Consider the following 24,170-nt stretch of genomic DNA (forward strand, 5'->3'; position numbering starts at 1 on the left):
CGCAGGCCGCGGATCCGATAGCACACGCACCATGACCCAGGATCCGCTGTTTCAATCGCTTCAACTCGGCGGGCTGACGCTGCCGAACCGCATCGTGATGCCGCCGATGACGCGCTCGCGCGCCAGCCAGCCCGGCGACGAGGCCAATGCGCTGATGGCCGCGTACTACGCGCAGCGCGCGGGCGCCGGCCTGATCGTCAGCGAAGGCACCTACATCGCGCCGCTCGGCAAGGGCTATGCATGGACGCCCGGCATCCACACGCCCGCGCAGGTGGCCGGATGGCGCAAGGTGACCGATGCCGTGCACGCCGCCGGCGGCCACATCTTCGCGCAGCTCTGGCATGTGGGCCGGCTGAGCCACGCGAGCCTGCTTGGCGGGCAACAGCCCGTGTCGTCGTCGCCGATCCAGGCGCAGGGCGTAAACGTGTTCATCGCCGGCGAGGACGGCAGCACGCCCGGCTTCGTCCAGGCCTCCGCGCCGCGCGCGCTGACCGTCGACGAGATCCGCGAAGTCGTGGACCAGTACCGCGCCGCCGCGCGCAACGCCATCGAGGCGGGTTTTGACGGCGTCGAGCTGCATGGCGCGAACGGTTACCTGGTGAACCAGTTCATCGACTCGAATGCCAACACGCGCAGCGACGCCTACGGCGGGTCGCTGGAGAACCGCTTGCGTTTCCTTGGCGAAGTCGCGCAGGCGCTGGTCGAAGGCACGGGCGACGCGTCGCGCGTCGGTATCCGCCTCGCGCCGCTGACCACGCTGAACGGCTGCGTCGACGACGATCCGGAAACGACATACCTTGCCGGGGCCAGGCTGCTTGGTGATCTCGGTGTCGGCTACCTCCACATCGCGGAAGCGGACTGGGACGATGCGCCGCTGATGCCGGCGGCATTCAAGCGCAAGCTGCGTGAAGCGTTCCCCGGCGTGCTGATCTATGCCGGCAAGTACACCGCGGAACGCGCGCGCGAAGCGATCGCGGCGGGCTGGGCCGACCTGGTCGCCTTCGGCCGTCCGTTCGTCGCGAACCCGGACCTGCCCGAGCGCCTGCGCGTTGGCGCGCCGCTCGCGCAGCATGACCGCGGCACGCTCTTCGGTGGCGGTGCGCAAGGGCTGACCGACTACCCCACGCTGGCCGAAAACGCAGCCTGAACGAGACCCGGAGTTCGATGGTGAAGGCGAAACCTTGGCTTTCCGGCCCCGGCTCCGCCTCCTCCGAGCCTAGCCGTTGCTCGGAAAAGCGAACTGCGCCTTCTCGGTGACCTCGCGCTTTGGCCAGCGCTGGGTGATTGCCTTGCGACGGGTGTAGAAGCGCACACCATCCGGACCGTAGGCATGCAGGTCGCCAAACAGTGAACGCTTCCAGCCACCGAAGCTGTGGTAGGCCACGGGCACCGGCAGCGGTACATTGACACCAACCATGCCAACTTCGATTTCGTCGCAGAAGGTGCGAGCCGATTCGCCATCGCGCGTAAAGATGCACGTGCCATTGCCATATTCGTGAGCGTTGATGAGCTGCATCGCATCCTCCAGGCTTTTGACACGCACGATGCACAGTACCGGCCCAAAGATTTCATCCTTGTAGATGGTCATGTCTGTGCTGACGTTGTCGAACAGCGTGCCGCCCACGAAGTAGCCGTCCTCGTGGCCAGCTACCGTGAAGCCGCGACCATCGACCAGCAGCTTGGCGCCGGCGGCTTCACCCGCCGCAATGTATCCGGTCACGCGCTCGAGCGCTGCGGACGTGACTAGCGGCCCCATATCCAGTCCACACGAGGTACCCGGGCCAATTTTCAAGGCCTGGATTGCGGGAACAACCTTCTCGATGAGAGCGTCGGCAATCTTGTCGCCAACACATACGGCAACCGAAATGGCCATGCAGCGTTCGCCGCAAGAGCCGTATGCAGCGCCCATCAAGGCGTTGACGGCGCTGTCCAGGTCAGCGTCTGGCATAAAGACCGCATGGTTCTTTGCGCCGCCCAGGGCCTGTACACGCTTGCCGCGCTTCGTGCCTTCCGCATAGATGTACTCCGCAATTGGCGTGGACCCGACAAAGCTCAGCGCTTTCACGTCGGGATGTTCGATCAACGCATCGACAGCTTCCTTGTCTCCGTTAACCACATTAAGGACACCTTTGGGCAAGCCGGCTTGATAGAACAGTTCGGCAATCATGAGCGTCGAGCTGGGGTCACGCTCCGACGGCTTCAGGACAAAGGTGTTACCGCAGGCGATGGCGAGCGGGTACATCCACAGCGGCACCATCGCCGGGAAGTTGAACGGCGTGACGCCGGCGACTACGCCCAGCGGCTGGAATTCGCTCCAGGCGTCGATGTTCGGACCTACGTTGCGGGTGTACTCGCCCTTCAGTAGTTCGGGAGCGGCGCACGCGTATTCCACGTTCTCGATGCCGCGCTTCAGTTCGCCGGCGGCATCTTCGATGGTCTTGCCGTGTTCCTTGCTGATGAGTTCGACGATGGCCCTTTCATGTTCCTCCAGCAACTGTTTGAAGCGGAACAGCACCTGCGCCCGCTTGGCCGGGGGCGTATTGCGCCATGCCGGGAATGCAGCCTTGGCAGTCAGGATGGCGTGTCTCACGGTAGCGGAATCCGCCAGGACAAGCTGGCCGGTGACTTCGCCGGTGGAGGGGTTGTAGACCGGCGAGGGGCGGCCTTCGCCTACGACACGCTCGCCATTAATGAAATGCGGGATGGTGTTCATACTGAATCCAGGAAAACAAGGGTAGTTGCTGGAAGGGCAGGTGGCCGAACGGCCTTAAGCGAGCGTCCCGATGACAACGCCAACGGCGTCGAACATGGTGTCAAGCTCGCTGGTGGTGGTGTTGAAAGCCGGTCCGAACTGGAGCGTGTCGCCGCCGAAGCGTACGTAGAATCCCTTCTTCCACAGCGCGAGACCAGCCTCGAACGGGCGTATGGTTGCGTCACCGTCGCGCGGGGCCAGTTGGATGGCTCCGGCCAGGCCACAGTTGCGGATGTCCACGACATGCTTTGTGCCCCGTATGCCGTGGATGGCCTGCTCGAAATGGGGAGCCAGCTCGGCGGCTTGCTGAATCAGGTTTTCACGTTTCAGCACGTCCAGCGTCGCCAGGCCGGCGGCGCATGCTACTGGGTGGGCTGAGTACGTGTAGCCGTGCGCGAACTCGACGGCATGTTGCGGCGCCGCCTGGTTCATGAACGTCTCGTAGATTTCGCTCGACGCGATGACCGCGCCCATGGGAATTGCTCCATTGGTCAGCTGCTTTGCGACATTCATCAGGTCGGGGGTGACGCCGAAGAATTCGGCGCCAGTCGGTTCACCCATGCGGCCGAAGCCCGTGATCACTTCATCGAAGATCAACAGGATGCCGTGCTGGTCGCAGATTTCGCGCAGGCGCTGGAGGTATCCCAGGGGCGGAACAATGACGCCGGCCGAACCCGACATCGGCTCGACAATAACCGCTGCGATGTTCGACGCGTCGTGCAGTTCGATGAGTTTCAGCAGTTCATTGGCGAGCGCCACGCCGCCGGTCTCGGCCTGGCCTTTGGTGAACGTGCAATCGGGCTGCAGCGTGTGCGGGAGGTGGTCAACGTCCATCAGCTGGCCAAACGTCTTGCGGTTTCCACCGATGCCGCCCAGGCTCGTGCCGGCGACGTTCACACCGTGATAGCCGCGGGCACGACCAATGAGCTTGGTCTTTGCCGGTTGGCCTTTGAGCCTCCAGTATGCGCGGGCCATTTTTACAGCCGTATCCGCACATTCCGAGCCGGAGTTGGTGTAGAAGACGTGCTTCAGGTTGCCAGGCATCATGTCAACGATGCGCTCGGCCAGCGTGAACGACAGCGGGTGGCCAAACTGGAACGCAGGCGCGTAGTCCAGAGTTCCCAACTGGCTTGCCACCGCTTCCTGGATCTCCTTCCGGCTATGGCCGGCACCACATGTCCATAGACCCGACAATCCGTCGAAGACCTTGCGCCCATCGGCGTCAATCAGATAGCGCCCCTCAGCCGCGACAATCAGACGCGGGTCCTGACGGAAATTGCGGTTCGCGCTGAACGGCATCCAGTGAGCGCTGAGATTGAGCTCGTTCTTGTTCCTGAGGGCGTAGGCGGCGGAGGGGTTCAAGGCGGCTTCCTTTGGAGAGGGTCTACGGCCTCGAGTGTGGTACGTTATTTGGGTGAGTAAAATACAATTATTCTCACGATTACATATTGAATTACTCACCTATGAAAAGGCTGCCGCTCTCACAGGTCACGGACTTCGACCTGCGCCTGCTTCGGGTCTTCCGCACCGTTGCAGAAGTAGGAAGCTTTACTGCGGCTGAAAGTGCTCTCGGAATCACGAGATCCGCGATTAGCCTTCACATGAGTGACCTGGAGAAGCGGCTGGGTGTCAGGTTGTGCCAGCGGGGGCGAGCGGGATTCGCGCTAACGGACGAAGGACGCGAAGTACTTCGGGCGGGGGAGGCGGTGCTTTCTGCCATCGAAGGCTTCCGTACAGAGGTGAATCAGCTCCACCAAAGCCTCAGGGGTGAACTCAATATCGGGCTGATGAACAACCTGGTGACGCAGCCGAAGATGCGGATCACCGACGCCTTGAAAGGAATTCGGCGCCAGAGCGAGGGCGTGCGCATCAACATCAGCATGAGTACGCCTGGCGAGATCGAGCGGGGCTTGCTGGATGGCCGTCTCCACATCGGCGCGTTGCCGATGCTCACTACGCTCTCGACACTGGACTACATTCCGCTGTACGAAGAACGCTCACAGCTCTATTGCAGCCGAAATCATCGATTGTTTCCGTCTGGGAAGAAGTTGTCGGTGGCTGACCTGCGAGAGGTAGCTGCCGTGGCGCCGAGCTACCGTATCAGTGCTGAGGCCATGCAATTGCACCAGAAGTTGAGTTGCGCGGCGACGGCGACGGACCGCGAAGGTATAGCTTTCCTGATTCTCACCGGCGAGTACATTGGCTTTCTGCCAGACCATTTCGCGGCGACTTGGGTGGAAAAGGGCATGCTCATACCTCTGGTGACCAAAGAGATGCACTTTGAAGTGACGCTTGGCGTCGCGACGCGGAAGGGCCGAAGAAAAAATCTGATTATGGACCGATTTCTGGACATCCTGATTCAGGATAGCGCCCGCTGATCGAGAAACCTTGCAGGCTGCAGTAGTCCGAGGTCGCCGAGCGTGTAAGCGTGATCCCGATGACGACCAGGGCCCAGTTTGAGAAGGCCCAGGAAAGCTTCGACGCGGCGCGCCGCCTCGGGCTCGTTCCGGCCGTTGGGGGGCGTGTGGCACAGGGCCCGGGGATGGAGAAGGGCTGGTTCATCGAGCCGACCGGCCTGTAGCGAAGACCCGGTTCCCCGTCAGAGAGCTTGAGCTAAGCTCCAAGATCAACCTGAACTGCCGGACTGAGCCCGAATCTCGGCTAGCTTGACATACAAAGTACTTCGGGAAATGCCCAGTGTCCGCGCTGCCATAGAGATGTTTCCGTGGGCGTTCGCGAGCGCGTCGAGTATCGCTTGTCTTTCGACTTCCTCAAGTCGGCGGAATGAAACCGGCTTTGACGACGGGGCAGGTACGGAAAGGGAGGCGTTTGTCGTTTGCTGGATGTTCGGGGGAAGCAGAGAGGCATCGATGACGTCGTCGTCGCTGAGCGCGAACATCATCTCGAAGACGTTCTGCAATTCGCGTATGTTACCCGGCCAGCGATGACCAAGTAGCGCCTGGCGCACGGCCGGTTCAAGCTGCTTGGGCGCACAGCCATACTTGTGCGCGAGTTTGACGTTGAGATGCTTGATGATTGCATCGATATCCCCGGGCCTATCGCGCAGCGGGGGGAGAGCCAGGCTCACTACGCAGAGACGGTGGAACAAGTCTTCGCGGAAGCGGCCGGCGGTAATCTCCTTTTGCAGATCACGGTTCGTAGCGGCAACTATGCGGACCGAAACGCGCCGCTCGCGGGTGTCACCCAAGCGAACCACAACGCCATCCTGCAGCACGCGCAACAGGTGAGGCTGCATATCAAGTGGCAACTCGCCGACCTCGTCCAGGAAGAGTGTGCCCCCGTCAGCTTGCTCAAACTTCCCGGGAAGGCCACCTCGACGGGCACCTGTGAAAGCGCCATCGGAATAGCCAAAAAGTTCGCTGGCCAAGAGCTCACGCGTAAATGCGCCGCAATTGACAGCAATGAAAGGGCCGTCGGGATGGTTGCCAGCCCGATGCAGTGCTCGGGCAAAGAGTTCTTTCCCCGCGCCAGTTTCGCCAAGAAGCAGTACCGGCAGATCGAGCGGCGCGATCCGGCGCGCGCGCGCCTTGGTCGCCTTCAGCACCTCGCTTTCGCCTACGATGTCGCCAAACACATCGTTTCCTGCTGTCGTTGTCCCGACTGGGGCCCCGGGCAATATAGCGGCTCGATTCTGGCGAGTCACGAGGGGAAGCACCAGCACCGTACCGAGCATGCCGGCATGATCCTTCACAGGGTGCAGCCATTCAGGACGCAGCCATTCCGGACGTTGGCAGTACCGGTCGACATCCGACAGTGCGAGGTTCAGTCCTGGCACCTGGCTGCCAACTTCAGAGGGCAGCCGCACGTCATAGCTCTCGCGCGCCACCTGCGCATTTCCATTCGTACGAACAATGCGCCCACGGCTGTCGACAAGCACAACGTAGTCGCTGGCGTAACGGATGAAATAATCAATGGCTCGAGTCAGCAGCCGCTCGTGAAGAGCAACGTCTCGGCGGGCTAGTTCGCTGACGATCTGGCTGGCAGCAGTCATCACCAGGCCCAAGGTGTGGCCATGGAAGGTTTCCTTGACGCCGGAAACATCCACGACCCCTAACAGGGTGCGACTGAAGGGGTCAAGAATGGGAGCCGCAGCGCAGGTCCAACGCTTGACGTCCAGACAAAAATGCTCGTCGGCATGGATCTGGACAGGAGCCGCCGTGGCGATCGCGGTTCCGATGGCATTGGTGCCAATGACTTCCTCATTCCAGCAGCCACCGGTGGCCAGGTTGATTCCCTCGCCAACGCTGCGAGCCCTGGTTTCGCCCTTGAGATGGAGAACCGTTCCGCTCGGGTCGCAAAGCATGATGAGCGTGCCGCATTCCCGTAGGATATCCCGCAGGCTCTCAAGCGCCGGCAGCGCAGCGTCACAGAGCTCCCGGTTCTGTCGCTGCAACTGGCGCACTCGTTCGGCCGCTGCCCCCGGTGCGGAGTGCCGAGCAGGGTCGACGGCCTCCGAACGACACCGCTGCCATGAGGCGAGGACGACGCTGCGCACACCCGCCCCTTCCAGGGACTGATCCTGCACAAAACGCTCCCAGGCGGAAGCCACGACGGGCTCGTCGCCGATACGTGGGATCAGGGTGCCGCAACGAGAAAACGGCATAGGACGGTCGCTCTCAATTGACTGGGATAACCGTATCCGCGAGACACCGCCAAGTCAATAATCTCTTTTCAAATCAAATATTTGTGCTTTGCAGCATGAAAATCCCAAGGTGTCCGATTTCCGGCCATCGCAGCAATCAGTGTCCGGAAACCGGACAGCGTCGGCAGCGACAAGGCGGCAACGGCGTACACGAGGGCCTGCGCCAAGTATCTAGTTTTCTGTCAATGCACCCTACGCAGGTTCAGGAAGCCGATTGCGTTGTGCTTGCGAATGTCCTGTCCTCAGGTCCGAACCGGGAAATTGCTCGCAATACCGACCCGCCCAGCAAGGTTGCGACTGTGGGCAACGTCGCAGGTTTAAACCAGGCAGCGGACCCAGCCCAGAACCTCCAGACATCGATCTGCTCGCTGCGGCTCTCGCCATACAGGCACCACATGCAGAAGTGCTCGCAGTTGTTGGAAATCAGGCGATATCGATCCTCACCGATGCGTGAGTAGGCGCGCTGGACGGCCTCCACACCATCAAACCTGGCGCCAGGACTTTGGCGAACTCTGATCGGATGCCCATGCGCGAATTCCGCGAGCGTGACCTCGTGCACCGGGCCGCGACGCAGTGATCGTGACAGACCCGAGTAGTGCACGACCTTGCCGGCCCCCGCGTAGAGGCCATGATGCGTATACCAAAGCCGGTCGGTGACGAGATGGGTTCCGATCGCCAGGTCCATATCGGCAACTGATTCAAAAACCGGGTGGCTTGACGTTGAGTACTTCATGGACTTCACCATACGTCGCTGTCATTTCGCTTGAATTCAGTGCATAGCGCGTGCCAGCGCCACAAGCGCTTCGCATGGACGCCGCCTTGGAGTTTCAAGGTAGCTGGCGTCCCTCTCGGCATCGACCGCCAGACTTCGATGCCGCCACGCCTGCGGCAATTGTTGGGCGGCCCTACAACTGCTACATGCCGCCCGGACTCGCACGGGCCAATCCCATCCTTCCTGGTCAGAAAGCGTCCGATTCCCGGACACCGCTGCACAGGACGTCGAGAATCCGGACACTGACCAAAGGCATGCCGCCATCAACGAAATAGCCGAACAACAGTGCCAACCCATTGAATTCAATAGCCTGCAGGGGCTGTTTCCGATGCCAGCCGGCTCTGGCACAAGCTTTGCCATAGATGGGTCGTGGGGGGATCCCACCATGACTACATCAATGACAGGAGGCAGTATGCAATCGCAGTCCACCGTACAGGTGATGGGCATCGATGCTGGCGGCACGATGACCGACACATTCTTTGTGCGCTCCGATGGCCGCTTCGTCGTAGGCAAGGCGCAGAGCAATCCCGGCGACGAATCGCTCGCCATCTACAACTCTTCCGAGGACGCCCTTGCTCACTGGGACCGGACAGTGGATGACGTTTACCCCGAACTGGTGACTTGCGTCTACTCAGGTACGGCGATGCTCAACCGCATCCTCATGCGCAAAGGCCTCGACGTTGGTCTCATCTGCAATCGCGGTTTCGAGCAGATCCATTCGATGGGCCGAGCACTGCAGAGCTACCTGGGCTATGCACTGGAGGACCGCATCCACCTGAACACCCACCGCTACGACGAGCCTCTTGTGCCCGTCTCGCGCACGCGCGGCGTCACCGAACGTACCGACGTGCAGGGGAAGCTGGTTATCCCACTGCGTGAAGATGAGGTCCGTCAGGCTACCCGAGAACTGGTGGAGGCTGGCTCGCAAGCCATCGTCATTTGCCTGCTGCAATCCCACAAGAACGAATCAAGCGAGCAGCGCGCCCGAGACGTCGTGCGCGAGGAGCTCAAAAAACTAAAGGCCGATATACCGGTGTTCGCCTCGGTGGACTACTACCCGTCGCGCAAGGAGAGTCACAGGATGAATACCACCATCCTGGAGGCTTACGGTGCAGAGCCTTCGCGCCAGACCTTGAAGAAGGTGAGTGACCGGTTCAAGAAGCACGGCGCCAAATTCGATCTGCGGGTGATGGCCACCCACGGCGGCACCATCAGCTGGAAGGCCAAGGAACTCGCGCGCACGATTGTTTCTGGCCCGATCGGCGGCGTCATTGGGTCCAGGCTGCTGGGCGAGTATCTGGGCGACGAGAACATCGCCTGTTCCGACATCGGCGGCACCAGCTTCGACGTGGCCCTGATCACCAAGGGCAATTTCGCCATCAAGTCCGACCCCGACATGGCCCGTCTGGTCCTCTCCTTGCCCCTGGTGGCAATGGACTCGGTTGGCGCCGGCGCCGGCAGCTTTGTGCGCCTCGACCCCTACAGCAAGTCGATCAAGCTCGGCCCCGACAGCGCAGGCTACCGCGTGGGCACCTGCTGGCCGGAAAGCGGTCTCGACACGGTGTCCGTTTCCGATTGCCACGTCGTTCTGGGCTATCTGAACCCGGACAATTTCCTGGGCGGTGCCATCAAGCTCGACGTGCAACGCGCCCGCGACCACATCAAGGCGCAGATCGCCGACCCGCTCGGCCTGTCAGTCGAAGACGCCGCGGCAGGCGTCATCGAGCTGCTTGACCTTACCCTTTCCGAGTACCTGCGCGCCAACATCAGTGCCAAAGGCTATAACCCGGCGGAATTCACCTGCTTTTCTTACGGCGGCGCCGGCCCGGTGCACACCTACGGCTACACCGGCGGCGTCGGCTTCAAGGACGTCGTCGTGCCTGCGTGGGCGGCGGGATTCTCGGCCTTCGGTTGCGCTTGCGCCGACTTTGAGTACCGCTACGACAAGTCAGTGGACCTTGGTGTTGCCCAGCTCGCGCCGGACGATGCCAAGGCGGTTGCATGCGGAATCTTGCAGGAAGCCTGGTCGGAACTGGCGGTGAAGGTCATCGACGAGTTCGTCCTCAACGGGTACAAGCCCGAAGACGTGATGCTGATTCCCGGCTACAAGATGCAGTACATGGGCCAACTGAACGATCTCGAGATTGTGTCGCCGGTGACCCGTGCCGCGACTGCCGCCGATTGGGACAAAATCGTCGACGCATTCGAAAATACCTATGGACGCGTCTACGCGAGTTCTGCCCGCTCGCCGGAACTGGGCTTTTCCATTACTGGCGCCATTCTTCGCGGGATGGTTGTAACCCAGAAACCCGTGCTGCCGGAGGACCCGGACGCCGGGCCCACGCCGCCAAAGTCGGCCTATCTCGGTACCCGACCCTTCTATCGCCACAAGAAGTGGGTCGATGCCGCGCTCTGGAAGATGGAATCCCTCAAGGCCGGCAATCACATCGTCGGTCCCGCCATCATCGAATCCGATGCCACCACGTTCGTGGTGCCCGACGGCTTCGAAACGACGATTGACAAGCACCGCCTGTTCCATCTCAAAGAAGTGAAGTAAGGAGACATGCCATGAACATGATGAGCAATAAAGAAGTCGGCTTCGCCGACCTGCTGCAAAACGGCCAGACGCTCAAGCAGCACCGTGACGGCATCATTGAGCGCACCAATGCTACGGGCCATTACAACGGCCTCGGGAAGCTGGAATTCCGGGACAGCGATCCGATTGGCTACGAAAAGCTGTTCTCCAAGCTGCGTGGCGGCCTCGTGCATGCTCGTGAAACGGCCAAGAAGATTGCCGCGAGCCCTATCGTCGAGCAAGAAGGCGAGCTTTGCTTCACGCTTTACAACGCTGTGGGCGACTGCGTGCTGACCTCGACCGGGATCATCATCCACGTCGGGACCATGGGGGCGGCAATCAAATACATGATCGAGAATAACTGGGAGGCCAACCCCGGCATTAATCCGGGGGACATGTTTACCAACAACGATTGCTCTATCGGCAACGTGCATCCCTGTGACATCGCGACTATCGTCCCGATCTTCTGGCAAGGCCGGCTTATCGGTTGGGTCGGTGGCGTCACGCACGTCATCGACACCGGCTCAGTGACGCCGGGTTCGATGTCCACCGGCCAGACCCAGCGCTTCGGCGATGGCTACATGATTACCTGCCGCAAGACGGGGGTGAATGACGTGCCGTTGCGCGACTGGCTGCACGAGTCCCAGCGTTCAGTGCGCACGCCCAAGTACTGGATCCTTGACGAAAAGACCCGCATCGCCGGCTGCCACATGATTCGCGACCTGGTTGAGGAAGTGATTCGGGCTGATGGCATCGAGGCCTATGAGAAATTTACCTACGAGGTCATCGAAGAAGGCCGCCGCGGACTGCAGAGCCGTATCAGGGCCATGACCCTGCCGGGCAAGTATCGCAAAGTCTCCTTTGTCGATGTGCCCTACAAGCATGACGACGTGCAGGTATCCAACGCCTTCGCCAAGCTCGACTCCATCATGCATTCGCCGGTGGAGATGACCATCAAGCCGGACGGAAAGTGGCGCCTGGACTTCGAAGGAGCGAGCCGCTGGGGCTGGCACACCTTCAACGCCCATCAGGTGGCATTTACTTCAGGAATCTGGGTGATGATGTGCCAGACCCTGGTGCCAACCCAGCGCATCAATGATGGCGCCTACTTCGCCACCGAGTTCCGCCTGCCAAAGGGCACTTGGTGCAATCCCGACGACCGCCGCACCGGTCACGCTTATGCCTGGCACTTCCTGGTCTCCGGCTGGGCGGCCCTGTGGCGCGGCCTATCCCAGTCCTATTTTAGCCGGGGGTATCTGGAGGAGGTGAACGCCGGTAACGCCAACACTTCAAACTGGCTGCAAGGTGGTGGCATCAATCAGGATGGCGAGATCCATGCGGTTAACAGTTTCGAGGCCAGTTCCTGCGGAACGGGCGCCTGCGCCGTCAAGGATGGCCTCAACCACGCAGCCGCCATCTGGAACCCGGAAGGGGACATGGGCGACATCGAAATCTGGGAGATGGCCGAACCGTTGCTCTATCTTGGCAGAAACGTCAAGGCCAACTCCGGCGGGTATGGCAAGTACCGCGGCGGTTGCGGCTTCGAGACGCTGCGCATGGTGTGGAACGCCCAGGATTGGACCATGTTCTTCATGGGCAATGGGTTCATGAACAGCGACTGGGGCATGATGGGTGGCTATCCCTCGGCGACCGGATACCGGTTTGAGGCACACAAGACCGGGCTGGACAAGCGCATCGCCATTGGCGATTCCCTGCCTCTGGGTGGCGACATCGATCCCGGCAAGCCAGACTACGAGCGCCACATCGATGCAACTGCGGTGGTCAAGCGTGACAAGCAGTGCATCACTACCGAGGACTGCTACGCCAACCATGACCTGTACCTCAACTACTTGCGCGGGGGGCCGGGCTTTGGCGACCCGATCGACCGCGATCCGAAGGCCGTCGAGGCGGACCTCAACCAGAAATTCCTTCTGCCGGAATATGCGCAGAAAGTCTACGGTGCCGTCTTCACCCAGGACGCCAAGGGCGTGTTCACGGTGGATGTAGAGAAAACCCAGGCCCGCCGTGCCGAGATCCGCAAGGAACGCCTGGCACGTTCCCTGCCAACCCGCGAATGGATGAAGGAAGAACGCGATCGCATCCTCAACAAGCACGCGTCCGTCCAGGTGCAACACATGTTCGCTACCAGCTTCGCCCTGTCGGAAAAGTTCACGCGGGAGTTCAAGGCATTCTGGAGCCTCCCCGCCGAGTGGCAGCTGCTTGAGGATGAACTGGGCGTGCCGTCCTACGGCGCCAGGCACCGCATGGACCTTTCCCTGCTGCCCGACGTTACCACCGTCGTCCAGGTCGAAGAGTAATCACAGAATCGAGGAGTTGAGTCATGTCCAAGTACACGAATGAACAGGTTGCCCACCTCGTTGAGGGCTCCCTGGACTGGGAAACAACTTTCCGCATGCTGTCGATGCCCAAAGATGACAGCCGCTTTGCTCAGTATTTGGCCGCTCTGCAGGCCAAGGTCAGCTTCCCGGACCGCATTGTGCTTCCGCTCGGCCCGCACATGCATATTGTGCAATCGACCAATAATAAGAAGTGGGTGGTCAAGTGCGATTGCGGCCACGAGTTCTGCGATTACCGCGAGAACTGGAAACTGCATGCATCCATCTATGTGCGCGACACAGAGGAAGCGATGGCCGAGGTGTATCCCAAGCTGATGGCCCCCGATACCCAGTGGCAGGTGTATCGAGAGTACTACTGCCCGGCATGCGGCACTATGCACGACGTCGAGGCGCCAACACCATGGTATCCAGTGATCCACGACTTCGAGCCAGACATCGAGGCATTCTATAAGGAATGGGTGCAAATGCCGGTCCCCGAGCGCGCTCCGGACTAGATTGCAACTCGAAGGTTGGGGGCAGACACAGGCCTGCTCCCCGCCTTGCGGAGACGCTGCCGGTTGCTTTGACAGCCGGCTTAAGTAGGCCGACAGAATGAACGGGCTCACGCTGGACTGCCCCTGGACCAGTCAAAGAACCAAAAGAAAAGGCGCTGCACCCAAGGCGATTCGGAGTGGCGTCCCGCCGGCAACCAAGGTCCGGTAAGCCCTGAAGCCGAGCAAGCCAGGGGCGATAGCGGGATTGTCGACGCGGCGGGTGTGTCGCAAGGAGAAACGCTTTCGAAGGCTCTCGGGCAGAACGCCAAAGTTTCGCGATAGCTTCGTCTGGCGCCATTCTAGAAAGGCCCCGCCGCGGAGCCGCTGAAACGCGGCGGGGCAAAGCGCAGTGACCCTGGGGAAGGGGGGAAAGGCCCACCACGCTTGATCCAGCTTACGGTATGTGTCGCAAACACCGTATGGGGTGCCAAACAGAACCAAGTGTCAGCGACGAAACCTTTCTGGAGGCACGGCGCCGGGACGCTTGATCCTTATCCAATCGCGCGAGCGCTCTCCATCCCGATATCCGCGCGGATGGTCTTCCGCTCGCACAGCAGCATAGGGCGAAGGTCAGCGAGCGATGGCGCATGGTAGCGCACGTCCAAATCCTGATCTGCATCGCCAGAGTCGGCCCGAATCGGCCGATTTTCTCGATGAGGTAAGCGCTCAGAATAGCGGCTTGATGCGTCCGCTGAACCGCTAGCCTAGTGGAGTATCGCCGTCCCGCTACTTCTCCGCGTCCCAGCCGATCCGATGCCGCGCCTGCGTGGCTTCATGGCGCGCATCCTCTTCACTGTGCAGATAGCCGCTCGTCGTCGACAGCGAGCTGTGCCCGAAATTGTCGCGCACAAAGCGCAGGTCGACCTGCTGGTCGGTCATGTGCGAACCAGCGGTGTGGCGCAGCCAGTGCGCCGAGGCGCTGGCCAGCACCGCGGCTTGCGCTTCCCATTCCGGCCCGCGCGCCCGCAGGCGCGCCGCGGCCATGCCAAACACCTCTTTCAGGATCAGGTGCAGCGCGCCGCGTGACAGCGGTTTCTCGCTGTCCGCTTTTCCGATCACCGGCAGCACCAGGGGACGCGTCTCACCGAACTGCGGAGTCGGCGGCAGTGCGTGGGCGCGACGGTAGCGCGCCAGTTCTGCAATCAGCTCGTCGGTCGCCGGCACCAGCCGGGTCTTGCTGCCTTTGCCGGTCACCTCCAGCCACCAGCGCTCAGTGCCCTGGGCATCGCGCCGGCAGAAGAACGCGCCCATCGTGGTCGCTGTCAGCTCCGACGCCCGCAAGCCGCCCAGATAGAGCACGCTCAGCACCCAGCGGCAGCGTGCCGCATGCAGCCGTTCCCGCACGGTCTCGGTCGGCATCGCTTCGACCGTCTCCTTGACGATCGCCCACAGGTCGTGGCTCAGATAACGGGTGATGCGCGCCTTGCTGGGAGCGCGCCGACGGCGGGCGAGGGCGAGCGGATTGCCGGCCAGGTAGCCGGCCTCGGTCAGCCAGGCGAACAGCGCGTTCAGGATCACCATGGCCTGGCGCACGCTGCCGGGCGACAGCGGCCCGGCAAACGGGCGCCAGTCCGGATGGCTGCGCGCGAGCTTCTTGTTGCCGGCCAGCACCCAGCGCGCGGCCGGTTGCGGATCGGCGAGGAAGCGCTCATAGGCTAGCAGGTCTTCGTGCGTCAGCGAGGACAAAGGTTTGCCCAACTGGAGCACGGCCCACAGGATCAGCCTCTCCACCTCGCGGCGGTAGGTGGCGATGGTCGCCGCACTGTCGGCATAGCGGGCCAGCCAGGCGGTCACGGCGGCCAGGTCATCGGCCGCGGCAATACGAGCGCCGGTGGCGGGCGCGCGATTAGTACCGGCGGCGCCGGACAGCGGCGATGACAGTTTCAACCGCTCCAGCGGTGTGGGAAGTGAGTCGGTAAGACTCCCAAGCGGTTTGAGGGGCAGTAGGTCCATGCGCGAGTCGTCAGTGAAACTAATTTTGTTCCCGTCATGGACACGGAAAATAAGGGCAACCAGAGGGTCGAGTAACAAAATTAGTTTAAAAAGTTGAAAGACAAATTGTTCCTTCGGCCGACAGTTAAACTAATATTGTATCCTTGCCCACGTTCCGGCACATCCTTGCCTTGCAGTCCCGCGATAGCGCCCTATGGTTCATAGCGATTGGGCCATAGGCGATGGTGGCCATTTGTGCTGGAACCTCCATGCAAGTCCGCGACGCTGACGACAGCTGTCATTGCTCCCGCCGCACAATCGGCAGGAGAGCCATCGACACCTCGCTCTGGGCAAGCCCGGATGAAGGGGCGCTCGAAGGAGAACGGCGCGCGTTGTATTTTGCGAGAAAGCAGGCGGTCTCGCTGTACCTTTCTGGCGCGACGGCCGATACCATCAAGCGTCTCACCGCACTTGGCGCAAAACAGGCTTATCGACTGATCCGCGAACGTTGCCTCGAAACGCATCCGGACGGGCGACCCTACGGCTGGCGCGGGCTGGTTCCGTGGACCCGGATCAAGCACTACCGGCGCCATCGGAAGATCCATGTCAGTCAGTTCGGCGGCGGCGCCGTTGGTGCCCTGCAGGCGCTCCTTGATGCGCAGCCGGAGCTTCGCCAGGCATTCGAAGCGCGTATTCTCGCGAGCGCGTCAGGCAAGCGGCTGGTCGAAACCCGGCAGTCGAAAAGACGACACTGCGGGTGGCTTCTCGACCAGCTCCGCGAACTTGGATGTGAACAGCGAAACGAGTGGCCGTTCAACACGGCGACCCTGGGATACGTCTCGATTGGCCGGTATATCGACAGGGTGTTGTCGGCCAACCCACGAGCGCTGGCGGCGGCGAGCGGCGGTCCAGACCTGGTGTCAAAGCTGAAGACAGGGGACGGAACCGGACGGCCAGTTCAGAAGTTCATGCAGCGCGTGGAGATGGATGCGCACAAACTGGACGGACGTTTCTGCGTGTCGCTTCCCCTGATGGGAGGCGGCTTTCGGGAGAAGATCGTTCATCGTCTCTGGGTTATCGTGATTCTCGAAGTGATGTCGCGCGCGGTGCTCGGCTACTACTTCAGCATGAGACGGGAAGTCTCGAAGGATGATGTCCTGCGCGCGCTGAAGCGGGCATTGGGAAAATGGTGGGCGCGCCCGGTAAGCTTCAGCGACAAGGCGTATCTGCCCGATGCCGGGCTTCTGTCGGTGCTGGGTGACAATTTCGTCGGACTGTGCTGGGATGAGACCAGCGTAGACGGTGCCCTTGCCGAGACCTGTCAGCACGTGCGCGACGCGTTGCGCGATACGGTTCGCGCGACGCTGCTTGAGCCGAAAACCTCGTTCTCGAAACGTCGAAGCAAGGACGACCGGCCCTTCATCGAGGCGTTTTTCCGAAATCTGGCGGGGAAGGGCTTTCAGCGTCTTTCCAACACCACCGGCGCCAAGCCTCAGGACCGTAAGGGCCGGAAGCCGGAAGACGTTGCGCTGGCAAGCCGATTCCAGTACGAATATGCGGAAGAGCTGCTGGACGTGCTCATCGCCAATTACAACGCAACACCGCACAGCGGGATTGGCAACCGCACGCCGCTCGCATACGCGAACTTCCTGTACCACCACGCTCAGCAGAGCTTGCGCCGAGTCGATCCCGCCGTTGTGGAAGCGCTATTCAGCATCCGCAAGCGCTGCATCGTGCGCGGCGGAGCAGCGAGTGGGCGCGCCCCGTATGTGGAGTTCTATTACGGCCGCTACACCAACGAGGTGCTGCACAACCGGCACGACCTGGCAGGATCCGAGATCTGGGTGGTCTGTCACAAGGAGGATGATTGCCGGGTAGCGCTCGCCTCCACGCTTGACGGCATCTCACTCGGTGTACTGCGGGCAGCGCCGCCATGGAACGTTTCACCACATAGTCTTGCCGTTCGCGCTGCAATCTCTCAGGCCTGCTCGCACGGACAACTGACTATCCCAGCGGGCGGAGACGCCATTGAAATCTTCATGCGCTTTGTGGAGAGTCAGGCGCACAAACGCTTACCCATCCATCCGGCCTACCTCGAAGCGCGACGCATTCTGGTTGCTGCAGCGGATCCGTCGATCGGCGCTGCCATGCTGGACGCTGCGATGGATCGTGCCAAACAGAAGGACAGCACAGGTTCGCGCAACGGTGGCACCAGCAACAAGCCAGCGCGACCTAACGTGGCTATCAAAACTGAGCCCGCGACTCCGGGCTCCATGCTCCCGCCACGCCGAATGGCGCAATCGGGGTAGGTCATGCGATTCCCTCTGCCCGAGCGCATCGATCCGCGACACTGCATCGTGACGAAGCAGTACGCAGTATATACGCCGCCCATGCACGAGATGATTGAACAGCTCGGCGAATGGATCGACCAGCAGCGCCCCGGCGGCTATATATATGGTGCATCACGGCTGGGCAAGTCTCGCTGCGTGCAATGGTACGTCGCTCAGGTGCTGCAGGAACGCCTTAACGCCGTGGTACCGCTGGTGGTGTGGAATCGCCGTCCGGACAGCCAGACAAGCGAAGCGGGATTCTGGCATCAGCTGTTGCTCGCCTCGAACTTCGAATTCGCCAACCCGGCGAAACCACCGAAAAGAGCGGAAGGGATCCACCTGTGCAGGCAACGCTTCATCGCCATTGCGAACAACGCGCAGCGTAATTATGTCGTACTGGCCATCGACGAAGCGCAGGATTTGACGTTCCGGGAGTGGAAGTGGTTGCTCGGTCTTCAGAATGACCTTGATTACGAGGGCTACCTGCTGAGCGTGTTTTCCGTCGGCTCGCACCAGCTGAACTATCGTCACGAGTATATGGCGATCACCGGCAACGCTCACCTGGCAGCACGTTTTATGGCCGCGCATGCGCGATTTCATGGGCTGCGTTCGCCGGAAGAAATCGCATACGTGCTCAACGGCTACGATATCGACTCGGAATGGCCACCGGGCAGCGGCGTTTCATACCTGAAGTATTTCGCGCCGGTTCAATTCGCGGCAGGGCACCGCCTTGCAGACTGTGCCGCGCTGGTGTGGAAAGCGCTGGTGGAACTCTCGCCCGAATCTGCGCGCCGTCATCTCGAGTTCCCGATGCAGCATATCGCCAGGGCAACCGAGGCGATGCTTTTCCAGCTGGCGCATGGCGGAGACTGGGTTGACGTGACGTCTTACGAGAACTGGTTGCAGGAATTCGCAAAAGCGAACTTCCCGGACCACATGAGGATCATCTCGACGGGTAGTTGACATGGCGGCCTACCCATCGGTGAACTGGTGGCCGGGAAGCCTCCGTCCGTACGAGTCGCGGCTATCGTTCGTCGCCCGCTTCTGCGCACTGAATGGCATCAACGTCCGAAAATGCGCGGAGTTTTTGAGTGTGGAGCCCGATAGCAACACGCCGCTTCCGATCGACGAAATCAGACGCCTGGCGTCCGTGCTCGGTGAGACCGCGCCGCTTGTCGAAGACGTTTTCTCGCCTTCCATACGGTTCATCGATGTCGGCCGTTATGGCCCGCCTCCCGATAGTCGCGAGCGACGTGCCATCCGCTATTGCGAGACCTGTGTGCAGCACGGCTACCACAGCTACCTGCATCAGCTTGGGTGGCTTTCGCGGTGCCCATTTCACCTGAGCGAGCTGAAAACGACCTGGGCGCAGAAGCACACCGCCAGCCTCGTGTCGCAGCGCGTGGGCGCGTTGGAGTTCGTGATGCGGCAACGCTGCAGGACGTGGCCGCACGGCATTGATGCCGGCTTTCCGGCCCGAGAGCAGGGGCGCGTTGCGTCGCTCGCCGGCTGGGTCGCACGGGCGAGCGTCGCTGCCGCGCGCATGTCGCTCGGCGAGATCTGGTCGTCGGGCAACCATGGCATGCCGGGGGCTGTCTCCCTCGACCAAGCGTTCGCTCAGCTGCGCACGCTTGAGCCCCCGCCCGAGGACATCGAGCAGCTCCTTATCGAAGCCGGTGATCGGTGGACTCTGGAAAGCCACGCGTTTGCGCGGCAAGCGAAAATCCAGCTCGGCCGCCTCAGGTCGAGCCACCTCAGATTTGCCGACGTACTTCACTTCTATATACGCATCAACGCCGCTTCGGCGAATCCGTCTTCGTTTGTCACGCGCCTGAATGCCATGCAGGACCGGCAGACTCGCCATGGCACCTGTCGCTGTCGGTGGAGGCTGACCAAGGAGGGACGGCTTTCGCGCTGGGTCAGCGTGCGTCCAGAGGAGGGGCCCCGCTGGGGCCTGATCTGCCCATACGAGATCGCGCTCAACGAACTTCAACTCGGCTGGGGCCGTTCGGACCTGGCGCTCTCCAATCGGCCGGCGGAGCAGGAACGGCGGCGCTTCTGCAGCGTTTCTCACGCGATGCGCGACTTGGGCCTCATCCGCTATACACGGGATGCAGCGGTAGCGCCGGCGGGTTACCTATATGCCGATCAGGACGTCTGGACCTGCTGCGAGTGGGTCTGGGAGTCGACGCTAACTGCAGTGCTCGATATGGCGGTCACGTGGAAATCGAGCTGACGTTCGATGCGTTGACCACTTGGCTAGATGACATCGATCGGGGTGTCGATCCGCTTGAGCGCGACGATTCCAAATCTTGCGTCCGCCTGTGCGAAACCGACGACGGGCTGTTGCTGATTAGATGGACGCAGGCAGAAGGGTCCGCGTCGCAGACGACTCCGTTCTGAGCGCGACGTTGGGCACGAGCTCCGGCACGGAGCGGGCCACCATGGGTAATCGGGCGCCGCACGAAAGGGGCGCCAAGGTAAGTCAAGACGATGGCAGCCCCGCGCTCAGCCAGATCGCCGCGAGGCTTTGCGCTGACCGAAAGCCTCGTTCTGACCAGCAGCCACTCGGTTTCGGTAAAGCCTCGTGCCGTATCCAGCGCCGGACGAAGGGCGGCGCCACGAACCTTGATGCCGGCAAAGGGGTTGGCCAACACGGACCGCTGCTGGTCCTGCACGCCGAATCGAGAATCGTTTGCAATTGACGGTCGAACGTAGCCGGCATCATCACGGCGGTCGAGAGCGACCGGCGATGTCTGCATCCAGGTGATGGGGCGTGTGCGCGGTCATCATGGCTGACGCACATGGCGTCGGCCGGTGTGGTGCTTGGCTCGCTGTCGCTCGGTGGGCGCGGCAGCACGACGATTTTGCTCCAGGGGGCCAGGAACAAAATTAGTTTAGAAATGGATACAAAGTTAGTTTAACCAACGAGAGCCTTCGAGATTCACACTCATCTGGACATTATAGACATAAGCGCAGTTATGTCTAAAGTAATTCGATGATATCAAGTTTTGATACGTATTACGTAGTAATACTTGACGATGAGCGCACCGCGCGCCAGCAGAACGAGCGCACGGCCGGAGCGTTGCGCGGGGAACTGGTGGCGGCGCGCAACGAGGCACGCGATGGTGGCGCAGGCGCGAAGCGCGGGCCCGGCTCGAAGCCCAGGCCGCCGCGCTCGCCGATCGGCTCGCCAGCGCCGAGCTGGTGGCGGCGGGCGGCGGCGCAAGGCCAACGGCCCGGGCCAGCCAAGAAACAAGCACAGACCGGACAGCAGGACAAAAAGCAGGGTGCGCCAACTACAACCCTGAATCCGGATGACGGCAACGACGGTAACGACAGCCAAGAATGGCGGGCGAAGGCGATCCGCTGGATTCTCGCGCCGCTTCCAGCTCTTTCCATCGTCAGCCCATAGTCGGCCATGTTTCGATCCGCCGCGCCCGCCATTACCGGCCTGCTACCGGCAACGCCCAGGGGTTGCTGCCTCGACAGCTCGTCGGAATCACGTCTATTATTGACGCCAATGAAGGCCTGAGTGCCTGAGTGCAGTTGTCTTGCGCACGCAAGGGACGGTAGCTGCCCCGGGCGTGCGGTCTCAGTGCCTGGACGCGACTGCGGCGCGGAATCCGGCGCGCGGCCGGCCTTGGTCCTTCAGATTGAAATACTGCCAAGCAAACCACGCGAACTTGCCCTGCAGTCCTGGCCATGTCGCATTTCCTGCCGCGGGGGTATTTGCAAGATGAGCAGCAATCCAATGGACCCGCCTGCGCCGCCGCCATCTCCGCGCACATGGGACGCACGCCTGGCGCGGCGGCTTGTCGAGCCGCTCAAGGATTCCCGGGTTACGCCCAACCATCTGACCACGATACGGCTTTTGACCGGCCTGGCCGGCGCGGCGTGCCTCGCGCAGGGCGGCTTCGGCTGGGCGAATGGCGGTGCGCTGCTGGTCGTGTTTTCCAATTTTATTGACCATACTGACGGAGAACTGGCGAGGATCAGCGGGAAATCCAGCAAGTTAGGCCATTTCTACGATCTTTTCAGCGACTCGCTGGTCACTATCCTGCTCTTCGTCAGCATGGGGATCGGCGTCTCGGGCCAGTTTCAGGATACTGCGGTGCCAGCAGTCGTGCGCGGCAGCGTGGCGGGCGTGGCCGTGGCGCTGATCTTCTTCTTGCGCATGCGCATCGAAGCGCTCGCTGGCAAGACCGCCACGAAACAGGCCTCGGTCGGTGGCTTCGAGACGGAGGATGTGCTCTACCTCCTGCCGCTTGTGACCCTGAGCAGTGCCATCAGCCCGTTCCTGACGGCGGCGTCGATCGGCGCGCCCTTGTTCGCGGCATGGGTGGTCTTCGACTACTGGCGCGCCGTGCGGCGCGCTCGCCCCGTTACAGCGGCTACCAGACCATGAGGCGCCGATGAGCGAATCAGCCGAAGCGGACCGGGATCTTCTCACCCTGCCTGGCGAGCGGCAGCAGCCGTTCGCCGACCCCGCGGGCGCGCGTGCCGGTCCCGATGCAGGTGTGGCCGCACGTGTTGGCGCTTTGGGGCACAGCGCCCTGCGCGCGGAATTCGAGCGCCAGGGAGCGTTCCTGCATGTGGGCGAGTTTTTGCCGGATGAAGTCACGGAAGGCCTGGTTGCCAGCGCCCTGGCCTTGCAAGACCAAATCAATCGCAATTATCTCCCGGGCCACAAGCAGGGCGGCAGCGTCAGCCGCCATACGATCGACCAGCACGCGCCTTTTATCGCGCAACTCTATCGGTCCAAGGCGCTGATCGGCTGGCTCGAACAGATCTGCGGCGAGCAGCTGCTGCCTTCGCCCGAGCAGGATCCGCATGCCTACGCGCTCTATTACTACACGCGCGAGGGCGATCATATCGGCTGGCATTACGATACCTCTTACTACAACGGCAGGCGCTATACCTTGCTGTTCGGCGTGATCGACGAATCGTCGTGCCGTCTCGACTACGAATTGCACACGCGCGAGCCCGATGTGCCTGTGCAAGCGGGCTCGGTACAGATTCCCCCCGGTGGCCTCGTTTTCTTCGATGGCGACAAGCTGCGCCACCGCATCACGCCACTCGGGGCGAACCAGATACGGGTGTCGCTGACCTTCGAATACGTCACCGACCCGGGCATGCGGCCCTGGCTGCGTTTCGTCTCCAACATGAAGGACGCCCTCGCTTATTTCGGCTTCCGGCAAGTATTCAAACGGCTGGCCAAGGGCCAGCAGCCCCGGGCATGACGCGTGCGGCGATGATTTCGCTGTCGGTCGGTGCGGCGCTCTTTGTCGCCCTGATTGCCTTTACCGGCTTCGGCTCGGTGGCGTCGACGCTGATGTCGGCGGGCTGGTTGAGCCTGTTGGTGGTGATGTTTCACCTGCTGCCGCTGGCGCTGGATGCTGGTGCCATTTTCGTGCTGTTCGATCGCCACGCCAGCCATCGCGCCATGCGCGACGCGCTGTTTGCGCGCTGGGTGGGCGAGTCCGTGAACAGCCTGCTGCCCGCCGGACAGCTGGGTGGACCGGTGCTGATGGTGCGCCATCTCGCGCAACGCGGTGCACGCATGCGCGACGCTGCCGCAGCGATCACCGTCAGCACGACGATGCAAGCGATCGCGCAGCTGGTGTTCGCGGTGCTCGGACTCGTGCTGTTCGGCGCGTCAACGGCGAGCGAGGCGGGCGAGGATGTGCGCTTGCCGGTCATTGCCGTCACCGCGCTGCTGGCGCTGTGCCTGTTCGGGTTCTATGTGGCGCAGCGGCGCGGCCTGTTTGGGCGCGTGCTGCGCTTGCTGTCGAAATTGCGGGGAAAGCGCGACTGGGCGGCGCTGACGATGCGTGCCGATGCGGTGGACGCAGCCGTACGGCGGATCTATCGCGCGCCCGGCAAGGTCGCCGCGACCTTCGCGCTGAGCCTGGCGGGCTGGCTGGTCGGCACCGGGGAGGTGTGGCTGGCCCTGCGGTTTCTCGGCCATCCCGTCAGCTGGCTCGACGCCTTGCTGCTGGAGAGCGCCGGGCAGGCGATCCGCGGCGCCGCGTTTGCGATTCCCGGCTCGCTGGGTGTGCAGGAGGCTGGCTACCTGCTGCTCGCGCCATTGGTGGGACTGCCTGCCGACGCGGCGCTGGCGCTGTCGCTGATCAAGCGCGCGCGGGAAATCGTGCTTGGCGCGCCCGGCCTTCTGTATTTGTACTGGAGTGAACGAAGACACCGGCGGCGAAGCATGGGGGGTGTGCCGGCTACCGATTGATGGCGGTTGCAT

19 protein-coding genes are annotated in these 24,170 nt (G+C 61.9%); 13 read left to right on the forward strand and 6 right to left on the reverse strand.

Annotated elements, in window-relative coordinates:
- Window positions 1–31 precede the first annotated feature (31 nt).
- A complete protein-coding gene (locus AC5WJ1_RS07860) occupies window positions 32–1,147 on the forward strand; it encodes an alkene reductase (RefSeq protein ID WP_494476501.1) in 1,116 nt (371 codons plus the stop codon).
- Window positions 1,148–1,216: 69 nt separating this feature from the next.
- On the opposite strand, the gene AC5WJ1_RS07865 is transcribed toward AC5WJ1_RS07860, so the two are convergent.
- Window positions 1,217–2,713 carry a CoA-acylating methylmalonate-semialdehyde dehydrogenase gene (locus AC5WJ1_RS07865; protein WP_494476502.1) on the reverse strand — a complete coding sequence of 499 codons (1,497 nt, stop codon included), beginning with the start codon at window positions 2,711–2,713 and terminating at the stop codon, window positions 1,217–1,219.
- Between the two features lie 54 nt (window positions 2,714–2,767).
- On the reverse strand, window positions 2,768–4,051 hold the full coding sequence (gene aptA / locus AC5WJ1_RS07870) for an omega-aminotransferase AptA (RefSeq protein WP_135706270.1): 1,284 nt from the start codon (window positions 4,049–4,051) through the stop codon (window positions 2,768–2,770).
- 164 nt (window positions 4,052–4,215) lie between these two features.
- On the opposite strand from aptA, the gene AC5WJ1_RS07875 reads away from it, so the two are divergent.
- Window positions 4,216–5,130: a LysR family transcriptional regulator gene (locus tag AC5WJ1_RS07875; protein WP_135705212.1), complete on the forward strand. Its 915-nt coding sequence runs from the start codon at window positions 4,216–4,218 to the stop codon at window positions 5,128–5,130.
- A gap of 248 nt (window positions 5,131–5,378) precedes the next feature.
- Here the strand turns inward: AC5WJ1_RS07875 and AC5WJ1_RS07880 are convergent, their stop codons facing one another.
- The 3 genes from AC5WJ1_RS07880 to AC5WJ1_RS07890 form a co-directional block, all read right to left on the reverse strand.
- The gene (locus AC5WJ1_RS07880; RefSeq protein ID WP_135705213.1) at window positions 5,379–7,376 is read right to left on the reverse strand and encodes a sigma-54-dependent Fis family transcriptional regulator; all 1,998 of its coding nucleotides are present in this window, start codon (window positions 7,374–7,376) and stop codon (window positions 5,379–5,381) included.
- A 68-nt stretch (window positions 7,377–7,444) separates the two neighbouring features.
- Window positions 7,445–7,582 (reverse strand): hypothetical protein, encoded by a 138-nt coding sequence (locus AC5WJ1_RS07885; RefSeq protein WP_167884585.1) that lies wholly within the window; start codon window positions 7,580–7,582, stop codon window positions 7,445–7,447.
- Between the two features lie 35 nt (window positions 7,583–7,617).
- On the reverse strand, window positions 7,618–8,148 hold the full coding sequence (locus tag AC5WJ1_RS07890) for a lecithin retinol acyltransferase family protein (protein ID WP_205751653.1): 531 nt from the start codon (window positions 8,146–8,148) through the stop codon (window positions 7,618–7,620).
- Window positions 8,149–8,599: 451 nt separating this feature from the next.
- Here AC5WJ1_RS07890 and AC5WJ1_RS07895 point away from each other — a divergent pair, with 451 nt between their 5' ends.
- From AC5WJ1_RS07895 to AC5WJ1_RS07905, 3 genes are read left to right on the forward strand one after another with little or no spacing between them, the layout of a single operon-like run.
- Complete coding sequence (locus AC5WJ1_RS07895) at window positions 8,600–10,744, forward strand: hydantoinase/oxoprolinase family protein (protein ID WP_135705215.1); 2,145 nt, start codon at window positions 8,600–8,602, stop codon at window positions 10,742–10,744.
- Between the two features lie 11 nt (window positions 10,745–10,755).
- Window positions 10,756–13,080: a hydantoinase B/oxoprolinase family protein gene (locus tag AC5WJ1_RS07900; protein WP_135705216.1), complete on the forward strand. Its 2,325-nt coding sequence runs from the start codon at window positions 10,756–10,758 to the stop codon at window positions 13,078–13,080.
- A gap of 23 nt (window positions 13,081–13,103) precedes the next feature.
- A complete protein-coding gene (locus AC5WJ1_RS07905) occupies window positions 13,104–13,613 on the forward strand; it encodes an acetone carboxylase subunit gamma (RefSeq protein ID WP_133097306.1) in 510 nt (169 codons plus the stop codon).
- Between the two features lie 765 nt (window positions 13,614–14,378).
- On the opposite strand, the gene AC5WJ1_RS07910 is transcribed toward AC5WJ1_RS07905, so the two are convergent.
- Window positions 14,379–15,605 (reverse strand): tyrosine-type recombinase/integrase, encoded by a 1,227-nt coding sequence (locus AC5WJ1_RS07910; RefSeq protein ID WP_135705217.1) that lies wholly within the window; start codon window positions 15,603–15,605, stop codon window positions 14,379–14,381.
- Between the two features lie 248 nt (window positions 15,606–15,853).
- On the opposite strand from AC5WJ1_RS07910, the gene AC5WJ1_RS07915 reads away from it, so the two are divergent.
- From AC5WJ1_RS07915 to AC5WJ1_RS07950, 8 genes are all read left to right on the forward strand, one after another.
- Window positions 15,854–17,893 (forward strand): hypothetical protein, encoded by a 2,040-nt coding sequence (locus AC5WJ1_RS07915; protein WP_494476503.1) that lies wholly within the window; start codon window positions 15,854–15,856, stop codon window positions 17,891–17,893.
- Window positions 17,894–17,896: 3 nt separating this feature from the next.
- Complete coding sequence (locus AC5WJ1_RS07920) at window positions 17,897–18,877, forward strand: ATP-binding protein (protein WP_039015432.1); 981 nt, start codon at window positions 17,897–17,899, stop codon at window positions 18,875–18,877.
- A 1-nt stretch (window position 18,878) separates the two neighbouring features.
- A complete protein-coding gene (locus tag AC5WJ1_RS07925; protein WP_494476504.1) occupies window positions 18,879–20,150 on the forward strand; it encodes a hypothetical protein in 1,272 nt (423 codons plus the stop codon).
- On the forward strand, window positions 20,135–20,317 hold the full coding sequence (locus tag AC5WJ1_RS07930; RefSeq protein WP_494476552.1) for a hypothetical protein: 183 nt from the start codon (window positions 20,135–20,137) through the stop codon (window positions 20,315–20,317). Before AC5WJ1_RS07925 ends, AC5WJ1_RS07930 begins: the two co-directional genes overlap by 16 nt.
- Before the next feature lie 595 nt (window positions 20,318–20,912).
- Window positions 20,913–21,329 carry a hypothetical protein gene (locus AC5WJ1_RS07935; RefSeq protein ID WP_434032782.1) on the forward strand — a complete coding sequence of 139 codons (417 nt, stop codon included), beginning with the start codon at window positions 20,913–20,915 and terminating at the stop codon, window positions 21,327–21,329.
- Between the two features lie 324 nt (window positions 21,330–21,653).
- Window positions 21,654–22,322, forward strand: a complete 669-nt coding sequence (locus AC5WJ1_RS07940) for a CDP-alcohol phosphatidyltransferase family protein (RefSeq protein ID WP_135705218.1) — start codon at window positions 21,654–21,656, stop codon at window positions 22,320–22,322.
- Window positions 22,323–22,329: 7 nt separating this feature from the next.
- Window positions 22,330–23,157: a HalD/BesD family halogenase gene (locus tag AC5WJ1_RS07945; RefSeq protein WP_434032781.1), complete on the forward strand. Its 828-nt coding sequence runs from the start codon at window positions 22,330–22,332 to the stop codon at window positions 23,155–23,157.
- Window positions 23,154–24,158: a flippase-like domain-containing protein gene (locus tag AC5WJ1_RS07950; RefSeq protein WP_434032780.1), complete on the forward strand. Its 1,005-nt coding sequence runs from the start codon at window positions 23,154–23,156 to the stop codon at window positions 24,156–24,158. Before AC5WJ1_RS07945 ends, AC5WJ1_RS07950 begins: the two co-directional genes overlap by 4 nt.
- Window positions 24,159–24,170 lie beyond the last annotated feature (12 nt).

It is taken from the genome of Cupriavidus sp. MEYA8, assembly GCF_059278825.1.